This is a genomic window from Mycolicibacterium flavescens (genome assembly GCF_001722335.1).
In the GTDB taxonomy this organism is placed as follows: domain Bacteria; phylum Actinomycetota; class Actinomycetes; order Mycobacteriales; family Mycobacteriaceae; genus Mycobacterium; species Mycobacterium flavescens.
In genome coordinates, this window is record NZ_MIHA01000019.1 from 77,506 (window position 1) to 94,623 (window position 17,118).

The window sequence follows — 17,118 nt, forward strand, 5'->3', positions numbered from 1 at the left end:
CTGTGACGAGAATCACCATTAACTTAGCTTCGGGCAGGCCCTGCAACCGAGGCGGTTCCTTATGTCGGATGGCAGCCAGCGACGACGCGTGTCGCGCCGGACGTTCGTGATGGGCAGTGCCACCGCGGCGGCCCTGATGGCGATCCCGCCGAAGGCCCGGGCGCAGGCCGGTAAGACCGTCGCGGTGTTCGGCGCGGGCATCGCGGGCCTGACCGCCGCGCACGAACTCGTCGAACGCGGCTACGACGTCACCGTCTACGAGCGTAAGGCGCTCGGCGGCAAGGCTCGATCCATCCCGGTGCCGAACTCCGGCGCCACACCACTGCCCGCCGAACACGGCTTCCGGTTCTTCCCCGGCTTCTACCGCAACGTCACCGACACCATGCGACGAGTTCCGTTTCCCGGCAACAAGAACGGCACTTGGGACAACCTGACCCGGGCGACGTCGTACCTGCATTCCGGGCTCGGCCGCCACGATCTGACGATCCCGCTGCCGCTGCCCCTGCCGACGATCCCCAACCCGATCACGCCGAAGGCCTTCATCGACTCCGTCGCAACGGTATTCGAGACGCTGTTCCGGCTACCGCCGTGGGAGGCGCTCTACGCCGCGCAGAAACTCGCCGTCTACGTCACCAGCAGCACCGAGCGCAAACTCGGCCAGTGGGAACACATGACGTGGGAGGGCTACATCGGCGCGGACCGCAAGTCCAAGGAGTACAACCGCTACCTCGCCGACGGCATCATCCGCAACCTCGCCGCCTCGAAATCCAAAGACGCCAGCGCCCATTCGATCGGGCTGGTCGGCGAAGCGTCGGTCTGGTCGATCCTGATGTTCGGAAACGACAACGACAACAAGGGATTCGACCGGGTTCTCAACGGACCCACCAGCTCGCAGTGGCTCGACCCGTGGGTCGACTACCTCGAGGAACAGGGTGTCACCTTCCGAGTGGGTCACGCCCTCGCGCGGCTCACCCCCGACGGCAGACACATCCGCTCGGCCACGGTCGTCAACAATTCCGGTCTGCCGCAACAGGTCACCGCCGACTGGTACGTCTCGGCGATCCCCTGCGAGAAACTCGCCGCGGTGCTCACCGACGACGTGCTCGAGGCCGACCCGCAGCTGGCCAACGTCGCGCTGCTGCGCACCGAGTGGATGAACGGTCTGATGTTCTACCTCAAGAAGCGGCTCGACGTGACCAAAGGTCATGTGAACTACGTCGATTCCGGCTGGGCCATCACCTCGATCAGCGAGGAGCAGTTCTGGAAGAAGTCGCTGACCGAGTACGGCGACGGCACCGTCAAGGAGTGCCTGTCGGCGATCATCTCCGACTGGAGCACGCCGGGCAATTTCAACGGCCGAAGCGCGCGGGACTGCACGCCGCCCGAGATCGCCAAGGAGGCCTGGGCGCAGATCAAGGCGCACCTCAACGACACCGACCGGCTCGTCACCGACGACGACCTGCACTCCTGGTTCCTCGACCCCGCGATCATCGACCCGGGCACCCCGGACGTCCGCAACGACGAACCGCTGTTCATCCAGGACCCCGGGTCGTGGAACCGCAGGCCCACCGCGGTCACCGGGATCGACAACCTGTTCCTGGCCGGCGAGTGGATCAAGACCGACCAGAACGTCACGACGATGGAGGGCGCCAACGAGGGCGGCCGCTACGCCGCCAACGGCGTGCTGCAGGCGTCCGGCTACAACGGTGAGATGGTCAAGATCGTCGAGCTGTTCCAGGCGCCGTGGTGGGTGCCGTTCAAGAACCTCGACAAGGCGCGATACCGCGCCGGGATGCCGCACGTGCTCGACGTCCTCGACACCCGCCACCCGAATCGTTGAACCGGACCGAGCGCCGCGTTATACGGTCGCAGCATGTACGGACGCCTGCTCGATCCCGATTGCACGCTCGGCACCGACCCGCGGTCGGATCCCCGGATGGTCAAGGCGTTCGCGGCGTTCGGGCTTGACGGCCGCCTGCCCGCCGCGCCGCTGAGCGTCGACTCCCCGCTCGAGGACCGGATCGCGTTCGCCACCATGAGCGAAGAGGGGATGGGCGCGATTCTCGACGCGCTCGGTGGCCAACTCCCCGTCGTCGAGGGCGTCACCACGACCACGACGACGATCGCCGGGCCCGACGGCAACGACATCCCGCTGTTCGTCTCGACACCCGACGAGCGGCAGGGGCCGCTGCCCGCCGTCGTCCATCTGCACGGCGGCGGCATGGCGATCGGCAGCGCCGCCGACACCGGTTACATGAGGATCCGCGAGAGCCTCGCCGCCACCGGCCTCGTCGTGATCGGCGTGGAGTTCCGCAACTCCGGCGGCAGGCTCGGGCCGCACCCGTTCCCGGCCGGACTCAACGACTGCGCCGCCGCGGTCCGCTGGGTCGCGGCCAACCGTGCCGCACTCGGCGTCGAGCACCTGGTCGTGTCCGGCGAATCCGGCGGCGGCAACCTCACGCTCACCGTGACGCACAAAGCCAAACGCGAAGGCTGGCTGCACGAGATCGCCGGCCTGTACGCGCAGTGCCCCTACATCTCCAACCGCTGGCTCGACCAGTGCGACGACCTCCCGTCGCTGGAGGAGAACGACGAGTACTTCGTCAGCCGCCACCAACTGGCGCTGCTGGGGTCGATCTACAACCCCGACGGTTCGCACGCCGACGACCCCACCTGCTGGGCCGCGGTCGCCACCGACGGCGACCTCGAAGGCCTACCGCCGCATGTCATCTCGGTCAACGAGCTGGATCCGCTGCGCGACGAGGGTCTGGCCTACTACCGGCGCCTGGTGCGCGCCGGGGTGCCCGCGGTCGGAAGGGTGGTGGCCGGTACGTGCCACGGCGGTGATCTTCTGCTGGGCGCTCATCTGCCCGAGGTGTACGCGGCCTCGATCCGCGACGTCAGCGGGTTCGCCAAGTCGCTGGGCTAACCGAACGTCTGAGGCGCGGTGCCGGGCAGCACGACCTCGCCCATGCCTTGGCGCGACGGCGTCGTCGGCGTGCCGCGCAGCGGTTCACACACGCCGACGTAGGGCACTTCCTCGCACGGTCCTGTCGGCGCGGCGCCGGCCGTGGGCGTCCAGGTGAAAACCACCGCGGCCGCTGCCGCGGCGAGTACCGCTGTCCTGAGCATCGTCGTTCCTTCCGCCGATGCAGATATGAACGCCTGTGCGCTCCAGGCTAATCCCGGGACGCCGGCGGCAAAAGCTCGTCTAGCTGGGCTTACAGTTAGGTCAGCTCGGCAAATCCGTTGCGCGGGTGGCCCATAACCGCTCGGTCTGCGGGCCGACGTCCGCGGCGTGTGTCCGCTGGAAGTTGCGCCCGCCACGCCCGAACGTCGCGAGAACCGCTGCGGGAACGACGGATTCAGTCACCGGCGAGGGCAGCCATCGGCACGGCCGCACGTGCACCAGGTCGACGGCGACTGCATCGGCGTCGTCGTCGCGGAAGTACGCGCCCTCGATGCGGCCCAACCAGAAAAGGCCGTCGCCGTCGCGGGTCCACACGAACGAGCCCTCCGGCGCGGCGGCGAACCGGTCGATGCGGCGGGCCAACCGCTCACCGGCCTCCGCGTCACCGAACCCGACCAGGCCGCGTCGCAGGGCGCGGTCGAGCGCCGCCTGCGGGTCGATATCGTCGCGGCGGGACCGCATCGGAGCGCGGTACACCTGGGCCATCCGCGCTATTCTGCCCCCGAGATGGAGACGTTCAAGCGCTACCTGATGTTTCAGGGGATGATGTTCGTCTTCGGCATCGTCGGGCCGATCTTCCTGATCCTGTACTTCGCGTCGCAGCCGGACCCGACCATGCGCTGGGCCTACTGGATCGGGCTGTTCGTCACCGCCGCCGACATCCTGATCGCGTTGGTGCTGACCGAAACCTCGACGCCCAAGCGCAATTCCGACGACTAGGTGAACGGCGTGCGCTGGTCGATGCGTTGCGACAGGCGGCCCGCGCCCCGCCACACGCGGGCGATCCGGTCCTCGTCCTCTTCGGTGACGAAGTTGCCCATCACCCGCACCGCGAGGGTCATCAGTGCCGTGGAGCGCATCGCGATCGGCCCGGTCGCCGGCAGGAACCGCGGGAACGTCAGCAGCAGCGCCAACCGGCGGGCCACCGAGAACCCGCGCGCGTAGTGCGCCGTGAGCACCGCGGGCCATGCCGCGGTCAGGTCGCCGCTGCCCAGCAGCTCGGCGGCCAGCCGGCCGGTTTCGAGGCCGTAGTCGATGCCCTCGCCGTTGAGCGGGTTGACGCAGGCCGCGGCGTCGCCGATCAGCATCCAGTTCGGGCCCGCCACCCCCGAGGCCGCGCCGCCCATCGGCAGCAGCGCCGACAGCCCGGCGCGCGGTTCGCCGTCGAAGCCCCACTCCTCGCGGCGCAGGCTGGTGTAGTAGGACATCAGCGGCCGCAGCGCCGCGTCGGCCGGCCGTTTCGCGGTGGCCAGGGCGCCGACGCCGATGTTCACCTCGCCGTTGCCGAGCGGGAAGATCCACCCGTAGCCGGGCAGCACCTTGCCCTCGGGGGAGCGCAGTTCCAGGTGCGACGTGATCCACGGCTCACTCGCGCGCGGCGTGGCGATGTAGCCGCGGACCGCCACGCCGTAGACCGTCTCCTGATGCCAGCGGCGGCCCAGCACCCGGCCCAGCGTCGAGCGGGCGCCGTCGGCCACGATCAGCTCGGTGCAGCCGATCTCGTCTCCCGAATCCAGTACGACGGTCGACACCCGACCGGCCGAATCTCGCTGAACGTCAACAGCTTTGACGCCTAGCATCATCTTGGCGCCGTCGTCGACCGCCACCATCCGGATCCGGTCGTCGAGTTCGGTGCGCGGCACCGCGCTCGACGTCGGCGGGAACGACGGGCCCGGCCACTCGATCTCGACGTCGGCGCCGAACCCCGCCATCCGCAACCCGCGGTGCTGCACCCGCCCGGCCAGCCACGGCCCCAGGCCCAGGAGTTGCATCTCCTGCACCGCGCGGGGGGTCAGCCCGTCGCCGCAGGCCTTGTCGCGGGGGAACTGCGCGGAGTCGATGACCAGCACGTCGCGACCGGCGCGCGCGGCCCAGGCCGCTGCGGCCGAACCCGCAGGCCCGGCTCCCACCACCACCACGTCCGCTCGCACACTCATGCTTCCCAGTATGTTGGCAGTGTGAGGACGCCAGCGACCGTGGTGGCCGGAGTCGATTTCGGCGACCCGGGATTTGCGCAGGATGTGCGCGACGGCGTCGCCCGCATCGAAGATCTGATGGCCACTGAGCTGGGCAGGGCCGACGAGTTGATGGCCGAGGCGGTGCAGCACCTGTTCCAGGCCGGCGGCAAGCGGTTCCGCCCGCTGTTCACCGTGCTGTCCGCGCAGCTGGGCCCGGAGCCCGACGCGTGGCAGGTCACGGTCGCGGGCGCGGTCATCGAACTGGTGCACCTGGCGACGCTGTACCACGACGACGTGATGGACGAGGCGCAGGTCCGCCGCGGCGCCGACAGCGCCAACGCGCGGTGGGGGAACAACATCGCGATCCTGGCCGGTGACTACCTGTTCGCCACCGCGTCGCGGCTCGTCAGCCGGCTGGGGCCGGAAGCGGTGCGCATCATCGCCGACACGTTCGCTCAGCTGGTGACCGGGCAGATGCGCGAGACCCGCGGCGCCGCCGACCACGTCGACTCCGTCGAGCACTACCTCAAGGTGGTCTACGAGAAGACCGCATGCCTGATCGCGGCGTCGGGCCGGTTCGGCGCGACGTTCTCGGGCGCCGACGAGGAGCAGATCGAGCGGCTCTCGCGGCTGGGCGGCATCGTCGGCACCGCGTTCCAGATCTCCGATGACATCATCGACATCGACAGCGACCCCGACGAATCCGGCAAGGTGCCCGGCACCGACCTGCGCGAGGGTGTGCACACGCTGCCCGTCCTCTACGCACTGCGCGACACCGGGCCCGACGCCGACCGGCTGCGCGAGCTGCTGGCCGGGCCGGTCGAACGCGACGACGACGTGGCCGAGGCGCTGCGGCTGTTGCGGGCCTCGCCGGGCATCGCGATGGCCAAGGAAACCGTCGCACAGTACGCGGCCAGGGCGCGTGAAGAGTTGGCCGGGCTGCCGGACGGGCCGGGCCGTCAGGCACTGGCCACGCTGGTCGACTACACGGTCAACCGGGACGGTTGACGCCGGCGGAACTTACGGAGGCCGGCTAAGCGTTGACCCAACGAGACTTTTCCCGCTTCTGGTAGGAGGCAGCCCCGATGCGTTGGAATCCGCACGCGAACACCGCCAAGACGTTCCTGTTGCTGGCGTTGTTCTCCGGTCTGATCGTCGCGGTCGGCGCGATGTTCGGCCGCAACATCATGTTCCTGGCGGTGCTGTTCGCGGTCGGTATGAACGCCTACGTCTACTTCAACAGCGACAAGATGGCGTTGCGGGCGATGCACGCGCAGCCGGTCAGCGAGATGCAGGCGCCGGTGATGTACCGCATCGTGCGTGAGTTGGCGACTACCGCGCGCCAGCCGATGCCGCGGCTGTACATCAGCGACACCGCGGCCCCGAACGCGTTCGCGACCGGCCGCAACCCGCGCAACGCGGCGGTCTGCTGTACGACGGGCATCCTGCAGATCCTCAACGAGCGCGAACTGCGGGCCGTCCTCGGTCACGAGCTCAGCCACGTCTACAACCGCGACATCCTGATCTCGTGCGTCGCCGGCGCCATGGCGTCGGTGATCACCGCACTGGCCAACCTGGCGTTCTTCGCCAGCATGTTCGGCGGTAACCGCGAGGGCGGCACGAATCCGTTTGCGATTCTTCTGGTTTCGATGCTGGGTCCGATCGCCGCGATGGTGATCCGGATGGCGGTGTCGCGGTCGCGGGAGTATCAGGCCGACCAGTCGGGCGCCGAGCTGACCGGGGACCCGCTGGCGTTGGCCAGCGCGCTGCGCAAGATCAGCGCGGGCGTCGAGCAGGCGCCGCTGCCGCCGGATCCCAAGCTCGCCGACCAGGCGCACCTGATGATCGCCAACCCGTTCCGGGCGGGGGAGAAGATCGGCAAGCTGTTCTCCACCCACCCGCCGATCGCCGACCGCATCGCGCGGCTGGAGGCGATGGCCGGCCGGGGGCCCGGCCACTACTGATCGGCGCGTAACGCCAGCCCGACCTGCGGCGATGACAGCAGTATGCTGCGAGTCGCCACCACACCATCTAGGGTGTGGACCGTGCTGAACAGGGTCTTGATCGGCGTCGTCGGGTCCGCGGGAGCGGCCATGATCGGCGTGCCGGGTATCGCCGCGGCGCAACCGCCGTCGCCGCCGCCCGCGCCGCCGCCACCGAACGTCAACGCGCTCGCGCCGGTGAAGCTCTCCGACTTCGCGAAGATGGACGGCAACTGGTACGCGTTCAAGACGCCCGAGGGGCTGACCTGCGTGCTGCAGCGCAACGGCGGCTACGGCTGCAGCGGCGCGCTGCCGGGCGCGCCCGACGGCGCGAACTTCGTCAGCGGCGGTCCCGGCCCGGCGGCGTTCTCATCGACGGCCGGGGATGTGTTCGCCAGCGTCGGTGACGCCAACGTGCTGCCTGCCGGGTCGCGGATCAGTTTCCAGACGGTCAGCTGCGGCAGCGAGGGCGGCGTGACGACGTGCTCGGACGCCCGCAACCAGTCCGGCTTCGTGCTGAGCCCGGCGGGCAGCTACATCATCAACGGCGGCCGCGACCCGCTGCTGGACCGGCCCGAGGGCACCAACCCGTACTTCAACTGACCCGTCAGAACCTAGAACCCCGCGCCGTGCACCTCGTGGCCGGGCTTCTCCCGCATCAGCCCGCGGTAGGCGTCCTCGACGCTGGAGCCATGGTTGACGACGGCGTCGACCTCGCGGGCGATCGGCATCGAAATCCCGTACTGGTCGGCGAATTCCATGATGACGCTGGCGGCCTTGACCCCTTCGGCGACCTGGTTCATCGACGCGATGATCTCGTCGAGCGGCTTGCCGGCGCCCAGCTGCTCACCGACGTGGCGGTTGCGGCTGCGCTGTGAGGTGCAGGTGACGATGAGGTCGCCCATGCCGGCGAGGCCGGCGAAGGTGTCGCGGTGGCCGCCGGTGGCCTCGCCGAGCTTGGACATCTCGCGTACCGCGCGGGCCATCACCATCGCGCGCGTGTTCTCGCCGATGCCAAGGGAATAGCCCATGCCGACGGCGATCGCGTAGACGTTCTTGAGCGCCCCGGCCATCTCGACGCCGACCACGTCGTCGGTGGTGTACGTGCGGAACCGCTTGGTGCGGAACAACTGTGCGAGGTTCGCCGCGAGATGCTGGTCGGGCATCGCGAGCACCGCGGCGGCGGCGTAGCCCTCGGCCACCTCGCGCGCGATGTTCGGCCCGGCCAGGATCCCCGCCGGGTGCCCGGGCAGCACCTCGGTGACGATCTGGCTCATCCGGTAGTTGGTGCCCTGCTCGAGACCCTTGACCAGCGACACCACCGGCACCCACGGCCGCAGCTCGCGGGCCAGCTCGGTCAGCACCGCGCGGAAGCCGTGCGACGGCACACCCATCACGATGACGTCCGCGCACGCCGCCGCCTCGGAGAAGTCCGTCGTCGCCTTCAGGCTCTCGGGGAGCTCGACCTCGTCGCCGAGGTACTTCGAGTTGCGGTGGTTCTCGGTGATGTCCTTGGCGGTCTCCTCCGAGCGCACCCACTGCAGCGTCGAGCAGCGCCGCGCGCAGATGGAGGCCACCGTGGTGCCCCAGGACCCTCCACCGAGGACGACGACTTTGGGTTCGCGCGTTGCAGGTGCCATGGCGATCAGATTAGGTGCGACGAGCGCGGCCGAGGGCGTATTCGCGCCTGCTCAACGCGCCGATTTCTACGCCAGGGCTGCTGTCACCGCGCGATAGCGACCATCCCGCAGAAATCGGCGAACCGGAACCCGTCAGCGGTAGTTGACGAACTGCAGCGCGACGTCGAGGTCGGCGCCCTTGAGCAGCGAGATGACGGCCTGCAGGTCGTCGCGCTTCTTCGACGACACCCGGATCTCCTCGCCCTGGATCTGCGCCTTGACGCCCTTGGGGCCCTCGTCGCGGATGAGCTTGGTGATCTTCTTGGCCTGCTCGCTGGTGATGCCCTGCTTGATCTGGCCGCTGACCTTGTAGGTCTTGCCCGAGGCCTGCGGGTCGCCGGCGTCGAACGCCTTCATCGAGATGTCGCGCCGGACCAGCTTCTCCTTGAACACGTCGACGGCGGCCTTGGCGCGTTCCTCGGTGGAGGAGGTGATGACGACGGTCTCCTCGCCCTGCCATTCGATGGAGGTGTCGGTGCCGCGGAAGTCGAAGCGGGTGGCCAGCTCCTTGGCGGCCTGATTGAGCGCGTTGTCGACCTCCTGGCGGTCGACCTTGCTGACGACGTCGAACGATGAATCCGCCACTGGACCGTTCCTCCTCTGCGGTGGGGGTGCGTTTTCGTCTTAGACCCATCCTCGTTGTACTCTGCTACACGCACCACACCGGGTCACCGGGTGGCGCAGCACCCAGGCAGGTTGCCCGAGCGGCCAATGGGAGCGGACTGTAAATCCGTCGGCTTACGCCTACGCAGGTTCGAATCCTGCACCTGCCACCATGCTCAGGCCCGCCGCAGCTCAGCGGCGAGCCACTACTGGCGAAGTCAGAAGCTCTGTTCGATGTTCTCGCTGTTCCCGACGGGCGGTCCACCGGCGCGGTGACGGCCTGCACCCGTCATGACTACCGAACCGCAAGGGTTGACGAATGCGTAAATTTGTCGACGGAGACGGTCGGCGCACCTTAACGTGGTGAAGAGCGGGCACCCTGCCGGCGGGACAGGGGTGCGACGTGATTCTCGACATCAGGAGGGCCCTGCGACTGGCCGGCATGCGCCCGATCCCGCGCTGGCCCGCTCACCGGCAGCCGGACCTTCGCGGTAAGCGGATCCTGCTGACCGGGGCGTCCTCCGGTATCGGCGCCGTGGCCGCGCTGAAACTCGCCGCCGAGGGCGCCACTTTGACCCTGGTCGCCCGCCGCGAGGCACTGCTCGCCGAGGTCGTCGACCGGGTCACCGCCGCCGGCGGCACCGCCACCGCGATTGCGGCGGACCTGTCCCACCTCGACGAGGTCGACGCGGTGGCCAATGGTGTTGGCCCGGTCGATGTTCTGATCAACAACGCCGCCCGGTCCATCCGTAGACCCCTGTCCGAATCACTTGAGCGCTGGCACGACGTCGAGCGGGTGATGGCGCTGAACTACTACGCGCCACTGCGGCTCATCCGCGGCTTGGCGCCGGGCATGATCGAACGCGGCGACGGGCACATCATCAACATCGCCACCTGGCGGGTGCTCCCCGAGTCCTCGCCGATGTTCGCCGCCTACAACGCTTCCAAGGCCGCGCTCAGTGCGGTCAGCCGCGTCATCGACACCGAATGGGGCAGCGCCGGTGTGCATTCCACGACGATCTACTACCCCTTGGTGGCGACGCCGATGATCGCCCCCACCCGCGCCTACAACGGTCTCGCGGCCCTCTCCGCCGACGAGGCCGCCGAATGGATGGTCACCGCGGTGAGGACCCGCCCGATCCGGATCGCACCGCGAAAAGCCCTGGCGCTGCGGGCGCTTGACGTCGTCGCACCGCGAGCGCTCAACGCCGTCCTGGAACGCGAGACCAACCGGATGAACGCCCGAACCAGCCGACCGCTGGAAGCGGCCGCGCTCCGATGATCAGATCCGCCCTCAGTGTCCTCGCCGTGCTGGTGCTGGCCGCCGCTCCGCCGGCCGCGGCCGCGCCCTACCCGACCGGGCCCGTGACGATGACCGCGGGCGCCACCCCCGGCAGTGGCTTCGACCTCACCATCCGTGCGGTCGTCGACGCCCTGAACCAGGAGCGCATCGTGAATGTGCCGCTGCCCGTGCAGAATCGACCCGGCGGCAGCGGCGCCGACTTCCTCGCCACGATGGTGCAGGACGAACGCGGTGCCGACGACCAGGTGGCGGTCACGTCCCTGTCGATGATGGTCAACCAGGTGCGCGGTGATTCCCCCTACGGGTACCGCGACGTCACGATGATCGCCCGGCTGATGACCGAGCACTACGTCGTCGTCACGCGTCCGGGCGCCGCGTTCACCGACCTCGACGACGTGACCTCGGCGATCAAGTCCAACCCGCCGGGCGTCACCGTGGGGGCCGCCCATGACGACGAGGTCCCCTTCGACCTGCTGGTGTCGACGGCCGGCGGCGATCCGTCCGCTGTGCACTACCTGACCCAGGAAGGCGGCGGGGACCAGAGCGCGGCGCTTCGCAACGGCGAGGTCGACGTCGCCATCGGCGGGGTGAGCGAGTTCGTCGATCAGGTGGCGTCCGGCGACCTCACGGCACTCGGAGTGCTCGCCGAACACCGGTTGCCCGGTCTCGACGTCCCTACCGCCGCCGAACAGGGACTCGACGTCACGCTGTCGAACTGGCGAGGCCTGTACGGGCCGCCCGACATGCCGCCGTACGCCGTCGAGTACTGGCAGTCGGCGCTCGCGCGGATGGTGGAATCACCGGCCTGGCAACAGATCGCGCAGCGCAGCCATTTCACGACCACGTTCATGACCGGTGAGCAGTTCCAGACCTTCCTGGCCGACACCCAGCACGACGTCGAGACCGCGCTCGCACCACCGGGCCGGTGACCGAAGCTTCACCCCGGGCCGTGCCCGCGTCCGGCCATCGCCCCGACAACCTCCTGCTCGGTGCGGGCCTGACGACCGCCGCGTTCTTCTGCGTCGCGCTGGTCGGCGCGCTGGCGAAGGTCTCCGGCCAGTACGCGTCGACGGGCGTGCTGCTGCTGTTCCAGAACGCGCTGTGCTTCCTGTTCGTCGTCCCCGTGGCGCTGCGCAGCGGATGGCCGGCGGTGCGGACCGGCCGCATCGGCCTGCACGTCCTGCGCGCCGCGACGGGCACCGCGTGCTGGTATGCGCTGTTCTTCGCGATCACCCAGATACCGCTGGCCAAGGCGACTTTGCTGACCTACAGCGCACCGCTGTGGATGCCGCTGGTGGCCTGGGCGGTGACCCGGCAGCGGGTGGCCGCGGCGACGTGGATCGGCGCGGGCATCGGGTTCCTGGGTGTGGCGCTCGTGCTGCGACCAGAAGGCGACGGGTTCAGCATCGGCGAGGTGTCCGCGCTCGCGGGTGCGCTGTTCCTCGCGGTGGCCATGATGTCGGTCCGGTGGCTCGGCGCGACCGAACCCATGATCAGGGTGCTGTTCTACTACTTCCTGCTGTCCACCGTGATGTCGGTTCCGATCGCGCTCGTCGACTGGCGACCCATTCCGGCTGCGGCGTGGATGTGGCTGCTGGCGTTGGGTTTTGCCCAGCTCGCGGCACAGGTCCTGATCGTGGTGGCGTACCGCTACGCCTCCGCGGAGAAGGTCGGGCCGTTCATCTACTCGGTGATCGTGTTCACCGCGCTCATCGACTGGGTCGTGTGGGATCACCGGCCGACCCTGCTCGCCTGTGCCGGAATGGCGCTCGTCGTGGGCGGAGGGCTGGTCGCGGTGCGCGCGAGACGCTCTTGACCGGCGCCCCTTTGAGGTCCACTGTGGCGTACAGGCCATCGAACGCCGGCCAGTGAGGACAGCCGATGAGCATCGACGACGATCCGGTCACCACCCTCGACGATCTGCGCAACGATCTGGCGCGGCGGCACAGGTGGACGCCCAGCGGCGGCACCTCGGTGGACCCGGCCCTGGTCGACGCGGACATGGCGGCCCTGGACCGCGACGGCTACCTCATCTGGGAGAACCTGCTCGACGCCGACGAGTGCGAGCAGATCAAGGCGACGGTCGACCCGTGGCTCGAGCACACCGGCCGCAACTCGTTCGAGGGGCACCGCACCCAGCGCGTCTACAGCGTGCTGAGCCGCACCCGCGTCTGCGACCGGCTCGTCGACCACCCGCGGGTGCTCGCGGTCCTCGACCGGCTGCTGATGGACAACTATCTGCTCTCGGCGTTGCAGGCCATCAACATCATGCCCGGTGAGTCCGCGCAACTGGCCCACCACGATGACGGCTTCTATCCGATCCCGCGACCCCGAGAACCGTTGGCGGCCGCGACGATCTGGGCGATCGACGACTTCACCGCCGACAACGGCGCCACCGTGCTCTACCCCGGCAGCCACCGCTGGGGCAGGCGGCGCCCCGGACCGGACGACCCCGCGATCCCCGCGGTCATGCCCGCCGGCTCCTGCGTGTTCTTCGTCGGCACCCTCTGGCACGGCGGCGGTGCCAACACCAGCGGGCAGTCGCGGCTGGCCGTCACCGCGCAGTACTGCCAGCCGTGGCTGCGGCCCATGGAGGCCTTCACGCTGTCGATCTCCCGCGACACCGCGCGGGAGGTGTCCGACGACATCCGCCGCATGATCGGCTACAGCGTCCACCCGCCGTTCGTCGGCGCGGTCGACGGCCTGCACCCGCTGCGGCTGCTCGACCAGCCGTGATCACACCTCCACCGGAGGATGTAACCGTTCGATCGTGTACTGCCGGTTGCGCCGCGCCGCCCACGCCGAGGCCGCCAGCGACACCAGAAGGATCCCGCTGAGCACCGTGATCGCCACCCAGAGCCGGTGATCGATCCCGCCGACGGTCAACTGCCGTAAACCGTTGACGGCGTATGTCATCGGGTCGAACGGGTGGATGATCTGGAACGGCCGGGCGGTCGTCTCCACCGGATAGATGCCACCGGCCGACACCAGCTGCAGCATCAGGAATGCCAGCGTGATCACCCGACCGATCGCCACCCCGAACACCGCGTTGAGCGCCTGGATCATCGCCAGGAACGCGGCGGCGACCAATCCGAGGAACGCAATCGTGGGGATCGGGTACTTCGGGTGTAGGCCGACGCCGAAGTGCACGACGGTGTACATCACCAGCACCTGGCACAGCGCCAGCAGCACCGCGGGCCAGTACGACACGAGCACCACCCGCAGCGCGTTGAGCCCGTACACCACGGGCCGGGCCTGCAACGGCGTCAACAACATCCAGATGATCAGCGCGCCGATGAACAGCGCGAGGGGCAGGAAGAACGGCGCGAAACCGGTGCCGAACGTGACCGCGCGGTTGTCGGTCTGCTCGTCGAGTGCGACCGGGGTCGACAGCGTGGTGGCGACCTTGATCCGCTGCGCGGGCGTCCACGACGGCACCTCCTCGCCGCCCTCCCGCAGTCTGGTCGAGAGCTCGTGTGCACCGCCGCGAAGCTGCGTGGTGCCCGACGCCAACTGGTCCGCGCCGGCGGCGAGCCGCTCACCACCGTCGGTCAGCTGCCCGAGCCCCGAACTCAACTGGCGCGCACCAGAATCCAACTCCGAGACACCGTCGCGCAGCCGAACCAGATCCGCCTTGAGTCCGCCGTCGAACACCTTGGTCAGCACCGTGCGCACCTGGCTCGCCGGATCCGCCAGGTCGTTCTCGAGACGGGTGGCGCCGTCGCGCAACCGGATCAGGCCCTCGTCGGTGGCCGGGTCGATACCGCGCGCCACAAGTACCGTGTGCACCCGCGCCAGCGTCTCGCCGAGGTGGCGAACGGCCGGATCGGGGTTGGTGCGAAGACCACCGACCACCGAATCGACGACGGCCGCGGCTTGCGCGTAGTCCACGTTGAGCGCCGCGATCCGGTCGGTGACCGAGCGGGCCGCCGCGCTCAGATGGCCGGCGGCCTCCGCGACGATCTGCGGATCGACCTGTAGGTCGCCGACCAGGTCCAGCGTGGACAGCAGCGGGTCGGTGGCCGTCCGCACCGATGACGACAATTCGCCGGTGCCGGCCGCCAGCTGCGCGGCCCCGTCCCGGGCCACCTTGAGATTGTCCGCTAAAAGCCGTGCCCCACTCGCCAATTGCCCGGCGCCGTCATCGGCGGCGTCGAGTCCCGCGGCGAGCTGGCCGGCGCCGTCGGCCGCCTGGCGCAGGCCCGCGCCGGCCTCGGCCACCCCGGTCAGCACGGTGTCGACGGTCTGCGCGCTGACTTTGGCGTTGACTTCGTTGATGACCTCGCGGGCCGCGTTCTGCCCGATGATCGACCCGAGGTAGTTGTTGGCGTCGTTGAATGCGAACCGCACCTGTGCCTTGTGCGGATTGTCCGAACCCGACGACGCGATCGCCGCGCTGAAATCCTCGGGCACGGTGATCGTGAAGTAGAACCGCCCGTCGGCCAGGCCGGCGGCCGCCTGGTCGGCCGACACCTCGGTCAGATCCAGCTCTCCGGAGTCCAGCAGTCCGCGCGCCACCTCGTCACCTGCGCGTAACTGCTTGCCCTGCAATTGTGTTCCGGTGTCCTCGTTGACCAGAGCGACGGGCACCTTGTTCACCTCGCCGAACGGGTTCCAGAACGCCCACAGGTACATCGCGCCGTAGAGCAACGGCAGCGCCACGATGGTCACCAGCGCGATGCGCGGCATCGTGCCACGCGCGTACCGCTTGATATCGGTACCGAGCGAGAGTCCGGCGAGCATGATCAACGACCACCCTTCAGGTCGACGGCGAGTTGAGCGCGCACCCCCGAATCGTCGGGGACGCCGTTGACCGACACGGTCACGACGGTCTGGTCGCGTCCGAGTTCGACGAGGCGCGACAGAAGCAGGGTCCGGTGCGCGTTGCTGGGTACGCGGTCGAGGTCACCGACCACCAGCAGCGGCGGCCGCCGTAGATCGGCCAACGAGACCCGCAGCAGCCGGCGGTCGAGTTCGGAGAGTTCCTCGACGTAGTCGCCCAGTGCCGGCAGCGGCACCGACCCGAACACCGGCCCGCACACCCGCTCGAGATCGGCTTGTCCCGCTTGTTGCACCCGCCGGTACCACGGCGCGTCCCACCGCAGTTGTTCAGTGAGAACATCGGCGACGGTCACCGATTCGGCGACCTCGTCGAGTTCGTCGATACCGGTCAGCGCCGCCACCGCGAAGATCGACCGGGCGGTGTCGCGCCCGAACACGGTCAGCGTCCCGGTCCGCGTCTTCATCCGCCCGGCCAGCGTCATCAACAACGCGGTGCGGCCCGAGCCCGGCGGGCACACCAGGACGGTCACCCCGCCGGCGACGATGTCGAGATCGAGCGGGCCGTACACCGGGCCCCACGGCCCCCGTTGGGAGATGCCGCGGGCCACCACGGCCGGCTCCTCGGGTAGCTCCTGCGGCCGCGATTCTGCATTCGACACCCGGCACCTCCAGTCAAGCGGTGATGTCAGGCTCAATTCATACAAGACGCGATCGCGACTCGGCCGACGACCGTCAGCTGAACCTGATTGCGGCGATCTTCTCGCGCACCGCCGCTTCGCGGAAGTCGGCCTGGCCCGGCACAGCGCCGTCGCGGAACTTCAGCCCCATCATGATCTGCGCCCGCTTGGGGCCGTAGGACTGTGCGAGCCGGTGCGCCAGATCGGCCACCGCCGCGGGGTCGGAAATCAGCTCGCCGCGCATCGGGGTCGTACGACCGCCGTGCACGACCGTCGCGTCGGCGCCGTCGCGGAAGTTGTGCTTCCACCCGGCGTTCGCGATCGCGTACAGCGAGCCGTCGATCTGGTGCGCGCTGACCGGAACCGAGAACTGCCGCCCCGTCTTTCGTCCGGTGAAGTTGAGCACCATGAACTGGTTGCGCAGCGGGCCGACCACCGGGGTGCGCAGCAGCACCCGCAACACCGGGTTGATCGTGCGCAGCAGGGCTTCCGGTGGATGCCCCATGGTGACCGCTGGGGTCTGTTCCGTCATGCTGCTTACGGTAAACGAACGCTCAGAGCCCGGTCAGGTCATCGGGGACGTCGACGGCGTGCGCGCGCAGCGCCTCGAGCGGGATGATCTCCAGGGTGCGTTCGTGGGTCGACGCCAGCACCACCGGCGCGGCGAACCCGTCCTGATAGGCCTTGAGCCAGTTGACCGCGGTCACGCACCACCGGTCGCCGGGCTTCAGCCCCGGGAACCGGTACTCCGGTCGCGGGGTGGACAGGTCGTTGCCGATCGAGCGCTGGTGGCGCAGGAACTCGGCGGTGACGACCGCGCAGATCGTGTGGCTGCCGAGATCCTCCGGCCCGGTCGAGCAGCAACCGTCGCGGTAGAAGCCGGTCATCGGGTCGGTGCCGCACGGTTCCAACGGCGCTCCGAGAACATTTTGATCATGCACGAG

General features: G+C 69.1%; 19 protein-coding genes and 1 tRNA gene. 11 read left to right on the forward strand and 9 right to left on the reverse strand.

The features are described from left to right. Positions 1–88 precede the first annotated feature (88 nt). Both BHQ18_RS22380 and BHQ18_RS22385 read left to right on the forward strand, forming a co-directional pair. On the forward strand, positions 89–1,840 hold the full coding sequence (locus BHQ18_RS22380; RefSeq protein WP_234794270.1) for a hydroxysqualene dehydroxylase: 1,752 nt from the start codon (positions 89–91) through the stop codon (positions 1,838–1,840). 33 nt (positions 1,841–1,873) lie between these two features. Further along, entirely contained in the window at positions 1,874–2,929 is a 1,056-nt protein-coding gene (locus BHQ18_RS22385; RefSeq protein ID WP_069415843.1) for an alpha/beta hydrolase fold domain-containing protein, read from the forward strand. Here the strand turns inward: BHQ18_RS22385 and BHQ18_RS22390 are convergent. Together BHQ18_RS22390 and BHQ18_RS22395 are read right to left on the reverse strand one after the other, a co-directional pair. Next, positions 2,926–3,132, reverse strand: coding sequence for a hypothetical protein (locus tag BHQ18_RS22390; protein ID WP_069415844.1), 207 nt, complete (start codon positions 3,130–3,132; stop codon positions 2,926–2,928). The two genes, BHQ18_RS22385 and BHQ18_RS22390, sit on opposite strands and share 4 nt — an antisense overlap. 100 nt (positions 3,133–3,232) lie before the next feature. After that, positions 3,233–3,676 (reverse strand): hypothetical protein, encoded by a 444-nt coding sequence (locus BHQ18_RS22395; RefSeq protein WP_069415845.1) that lies wholly within the window; start codon positions 3,674–3,676, stop codon positions 3,233–3,235. A 21-nt stretch (positions 3,677–3,697) separates the two neighbouring features. Between BHQ18_RS22395 and BHQ18_RS22400 the strand changes: the two genes are divergently transcribed. After that, on the forward strand, positions 3,698–3,910 hold the full coding sequence (locus BHQ18_RS22400; protein WP_069415846.1) for a hypothetical protein: 213 nt from the start codon (positions 3,698–3,700) through the stop codon (positions 3,908–3,910). Here the strand turns inward: BHQ18_RS22400 and menJ are convergent. Further along, complete coding sequence (gene menJ / locus BHQ18_RS22405) at positions 3,907–5,127, reverse strand: menaquinone reductase MenJ (protein ID WP_069415847.1); 1,221 nt, start codon at positions 5,125–5,127, stop codon at positions 3,907–3,909. The two genes, BHQ18_RS22400 and menJ, sit on opposite strands and share 4 nt — an antisense overlap. A 21-nt stretch (positions 5,128–5,148) precedes the next feature. On the opposite strand from menJ, the gene grcC1 reads away from it, so the two are divergent. The 3 genes from grcC1 (at position 5,149) to BHQ18_RS22420 (ending at position 7,733) form a co-directional block, all read left to right on the forward strand. After that, positions 5,149–6,156, forward strand: coding sequence for a nonaprenyl/(2E,6E)-farnesyl/geranylgeranyl diphosphat synthase (gene grcC1 / locus BHQ18_RS22410; protein ID WP_205866168.1), 1,008 nt, complete (start codon positions 5,149–5,151; stop codon positions 6,154–6,156). Between the two features lie 77 nt (positions 6,157–6,233). Continuing rightward, positions 6,234–7,112, forward strand: a complete 879-nt coding sequence (gene htpX, locus BHQ18_RS22415; protein WP_069415849.1) for a zinc metalloprotease HtpX — start codon at positions 6,234–6,236, stop codon at positions 7,110–7,112. A 42-nt stretch (positions 7,113–7,154) separates the two neighbouring features. After that, positions 7,155–7,733 (forward strand): hypothetical protein, encoded by a 579-nt coding sequence (locus BHQ18_RS22420; protein WP_069415850.1) that lies wholly within the window; start codon positions 7,155–7,157, stop codon positions 7,731–7,733. A gap of 11 nt (positions 7,734–7,744) precedes the next feature. On the opposite strand, the gene BHQ18_RS22425 is transcribed toward BHQ18_RS22420, so the two are convergent. Then, positions 7,745–8,770: an NAD(P)H-dependent glycerol-3-phosphate dehydrogenase gene (locus tag BHQ18_RS22425; protein ID WP_069415851.1), complete on the reverse strand. Its 1,026-nt coding sequence runs from the start codon at positions 8,768–8,770 to the stop codon at positions 7,745–7,747. A 132-nt stretch (positions 8,771–8,902) separates the two neighbouring features. Beyond that, positions 8,903–9,394: a YajQ family cyclic di-GMP-binding protein gene (locus BHQ18_RS22430; protein ID WP_069415852.1), complete on the reverse strand. Its 492-nt coding sequence runs from the start codon at positions 9,392–9,394 to the stop codon at positions 8,903–8,905. A 105-nt stretch (positions 9,395–9,499) separates the two neighbouring features. On the opposite strand from BHQ18_RS22430, the gene BHQ18_RS22435 reads away from it, so the two are divergent. From BHQ18_RS22435 to BHQ18_RS22455, 5 genes are all read left to right on the forward strand, one after another. Further along, positions 9,500–9,585: transfer RNA gene (locus tag BHQ18_RS22435), tRNA-Tyr, on the forward strand. Between the two features lie 230 nt (positions 9,586–9,815). Continuing rightward, positions 9,816–10,694, forward strand: coding sequence for an SDR family oxidoreductase (locus BHQ18_RS22440; protein ID WP_069415853.1), 879 nt, complete (start codon positions 9,816–9,818; stop codon positions 10,692–10,694). Further along, positions 10,691–11,644 (forward strand): tripartite tricarboxylate transporter substrate binding protein, encoded by a 954-nt coding sequence (locus BHQ18_RS22445; protein WP_069415854.1) that lies wholly within the window; start codon positions 10,691–10,693, stop codon positions 11,642–11,644. Before BHQ18_RS22440 ends, BHQ18_RS22445 begins: the two co-directional genes overlap by 4 nt. Further along, the gene (locus tag BHQ18_RS22450) at positions 11,641–12,531 is read left to right on the forward strand and encodes a DMT family transporter (RefSeq protein ID WP_234794271.1); all 891 of its coding nucleotides are present in this window, start codon (positions 11,641–11,643) and stop codon (positions 12,529–12,531) included. Before BHQ18_RS22445 ends, BHQ18_RS22450 begins: the two co-directional genes overlap by 4 nt. Positions 12,532–12,596: 65 nt before the next feature. Beyond that, entirely contained in the window at positions 12,597–13,451 is an 855-nt protein-coding gene (locus BHQ18_RS22455) for a phytanoyl-CoA dioxygenase family protein (protein ID WP_069415856.1), read from the forward strand. On the opposite strand, the gene BHQ18_RS22460 is transcribed toward BHQ18_RS22455, so the two are convergent. From BHQ18_RS22460 to BHQ18_RS22475, 4 genes are all read right to left on the reverse strand, one after another. Then, complete coding sequence (locus BHQ18_RS22460; RefSeq protein ID WP_109789378.1) at positions 13,452–15,458, reverse strand: YhgE/Pip domain-containing protein; 2,007 nt, start codon at positions 15,456–15,458, stop codon at positions 13,452–13,454. 2 nt (positions 15,459–15,460) lie between these two features. Then, a complete protein-coding gene (locus BHQ18_RS22465; protein WP_165614589.1) occupies positions 15,461–16,156 on the reverse strand; it encodes an ATP-binding cassette domain-containing protein in 696 nt (231 codons plus the stop codon). Positions 16,157–16,229: 73 nt separating this feature from the next. Continuing rightward, positions 16,230–16,706, reverse strand: a complete 477-nt coding sequence (locus BHQ18_RS22470) for a hypothetical protein (RefSeq protein WP_069415857.1) — start codon at positions 16,704–16,706, stop codon at positions 16,230–16,232. Positions 16,707–16,728: 22 nt separating this feature from the next. After that, positions 16,729–17,115 carry a DUF2237 family protein gene (locus BHQ18_RS22475; RefSeq protein ID WP_069415858.1) on the reverse strand — a complete coding sequence of 129 codons (387 nt, stop codon included), beginning with the start codon at positions 17,113–17,115 and terminating at the stop codon, positions 16,729–16,731. Positions 17,116–17,118: the final 3 nt, after the last annotated feature.

Coding starts and splice junctions, on each gene's coding strand:
- BHQ18_RS22385 (WP_069415843.1), top strand. CDS start 1,874: ATGTACGGACGCCTGCTCGATCCCGATTGCACGCTCGGCACCGACCCG.
- BHQ18_RS22390 (WP_069415844.1), bottom strand. CDS start 3,132: ATGCTCAGGACAGCGGTACTCGCCGCGGCAGCGGCCGCGGTGGTTTTC.
- BHQ18_RS22395 (WP_069415845.1), bottom strand. CDS start 3,676: ATGGCCCAGGTGTACCGCGCTCCGATGCGGTCCCGCCGCGACGATATC.
- BHQ18_RS22400 (WP_069415846.1), top strand. CDS start 3,698: ATGGAGACGTTCAAGCGCTACCTGATGTTTCAGGGGATGATGTTCGTC.
- menJ (WP_069415847.1), bottom strand. CDS start 5,127: ATGAGTGTGCGAGCGGACGTGGTGGTGGTGGGAGCCGGGCCTGCGGGT.
- htpX (WP_069415849.1), top strand. CDS start 6,234: ATGCGTTGGAATCCGCACGCGAACACCGCCAAGACGTTCCTGTTGCTG.
- BHQ18_RS22420 (WP_069415850.1), top strand. CDS start 7,155: ATGCTGCGAGTCGCCACCACACCATCTAGGGTGTGGACCGTGCTGAAC.
- BHQ18_RS22425 (WP_069415851.1), bottom strand. CDS start 8,770: ATGGCACCTGCAACGCGCGAACCCAAAGTCGTCGTCCTCGGTGGAGGG.
- BHQ18_RS22445 (WP_069415854.1), top strand. CDS start 10,691: ATGATCAGATCCGCCCTCAGTGTCCTCGCCGTGCTGGTGCTGGCCGCC.
- BHQ18_RS22455 (WP_069415856.1), top strand. CDS start 12,597: ATGAGCATCGACGACGATCCGGTCACCACCCTCGACGATCTGCGCAAC.
- BHQ18_RS22460 (WP_109789378.1), bottom strand. CDS start 15,458: ATGCTCGCCGGACTCTCGCTCGGTACCGATATCAAGCGGTACGCGCGT.
- BHQ18_RS22470 (WP_069415857.1), bottom strand. CDS start 16,706: ATGACGGAACAGACCCCAGCGGTCACCATGGGGCATCCACCGGAAGCC.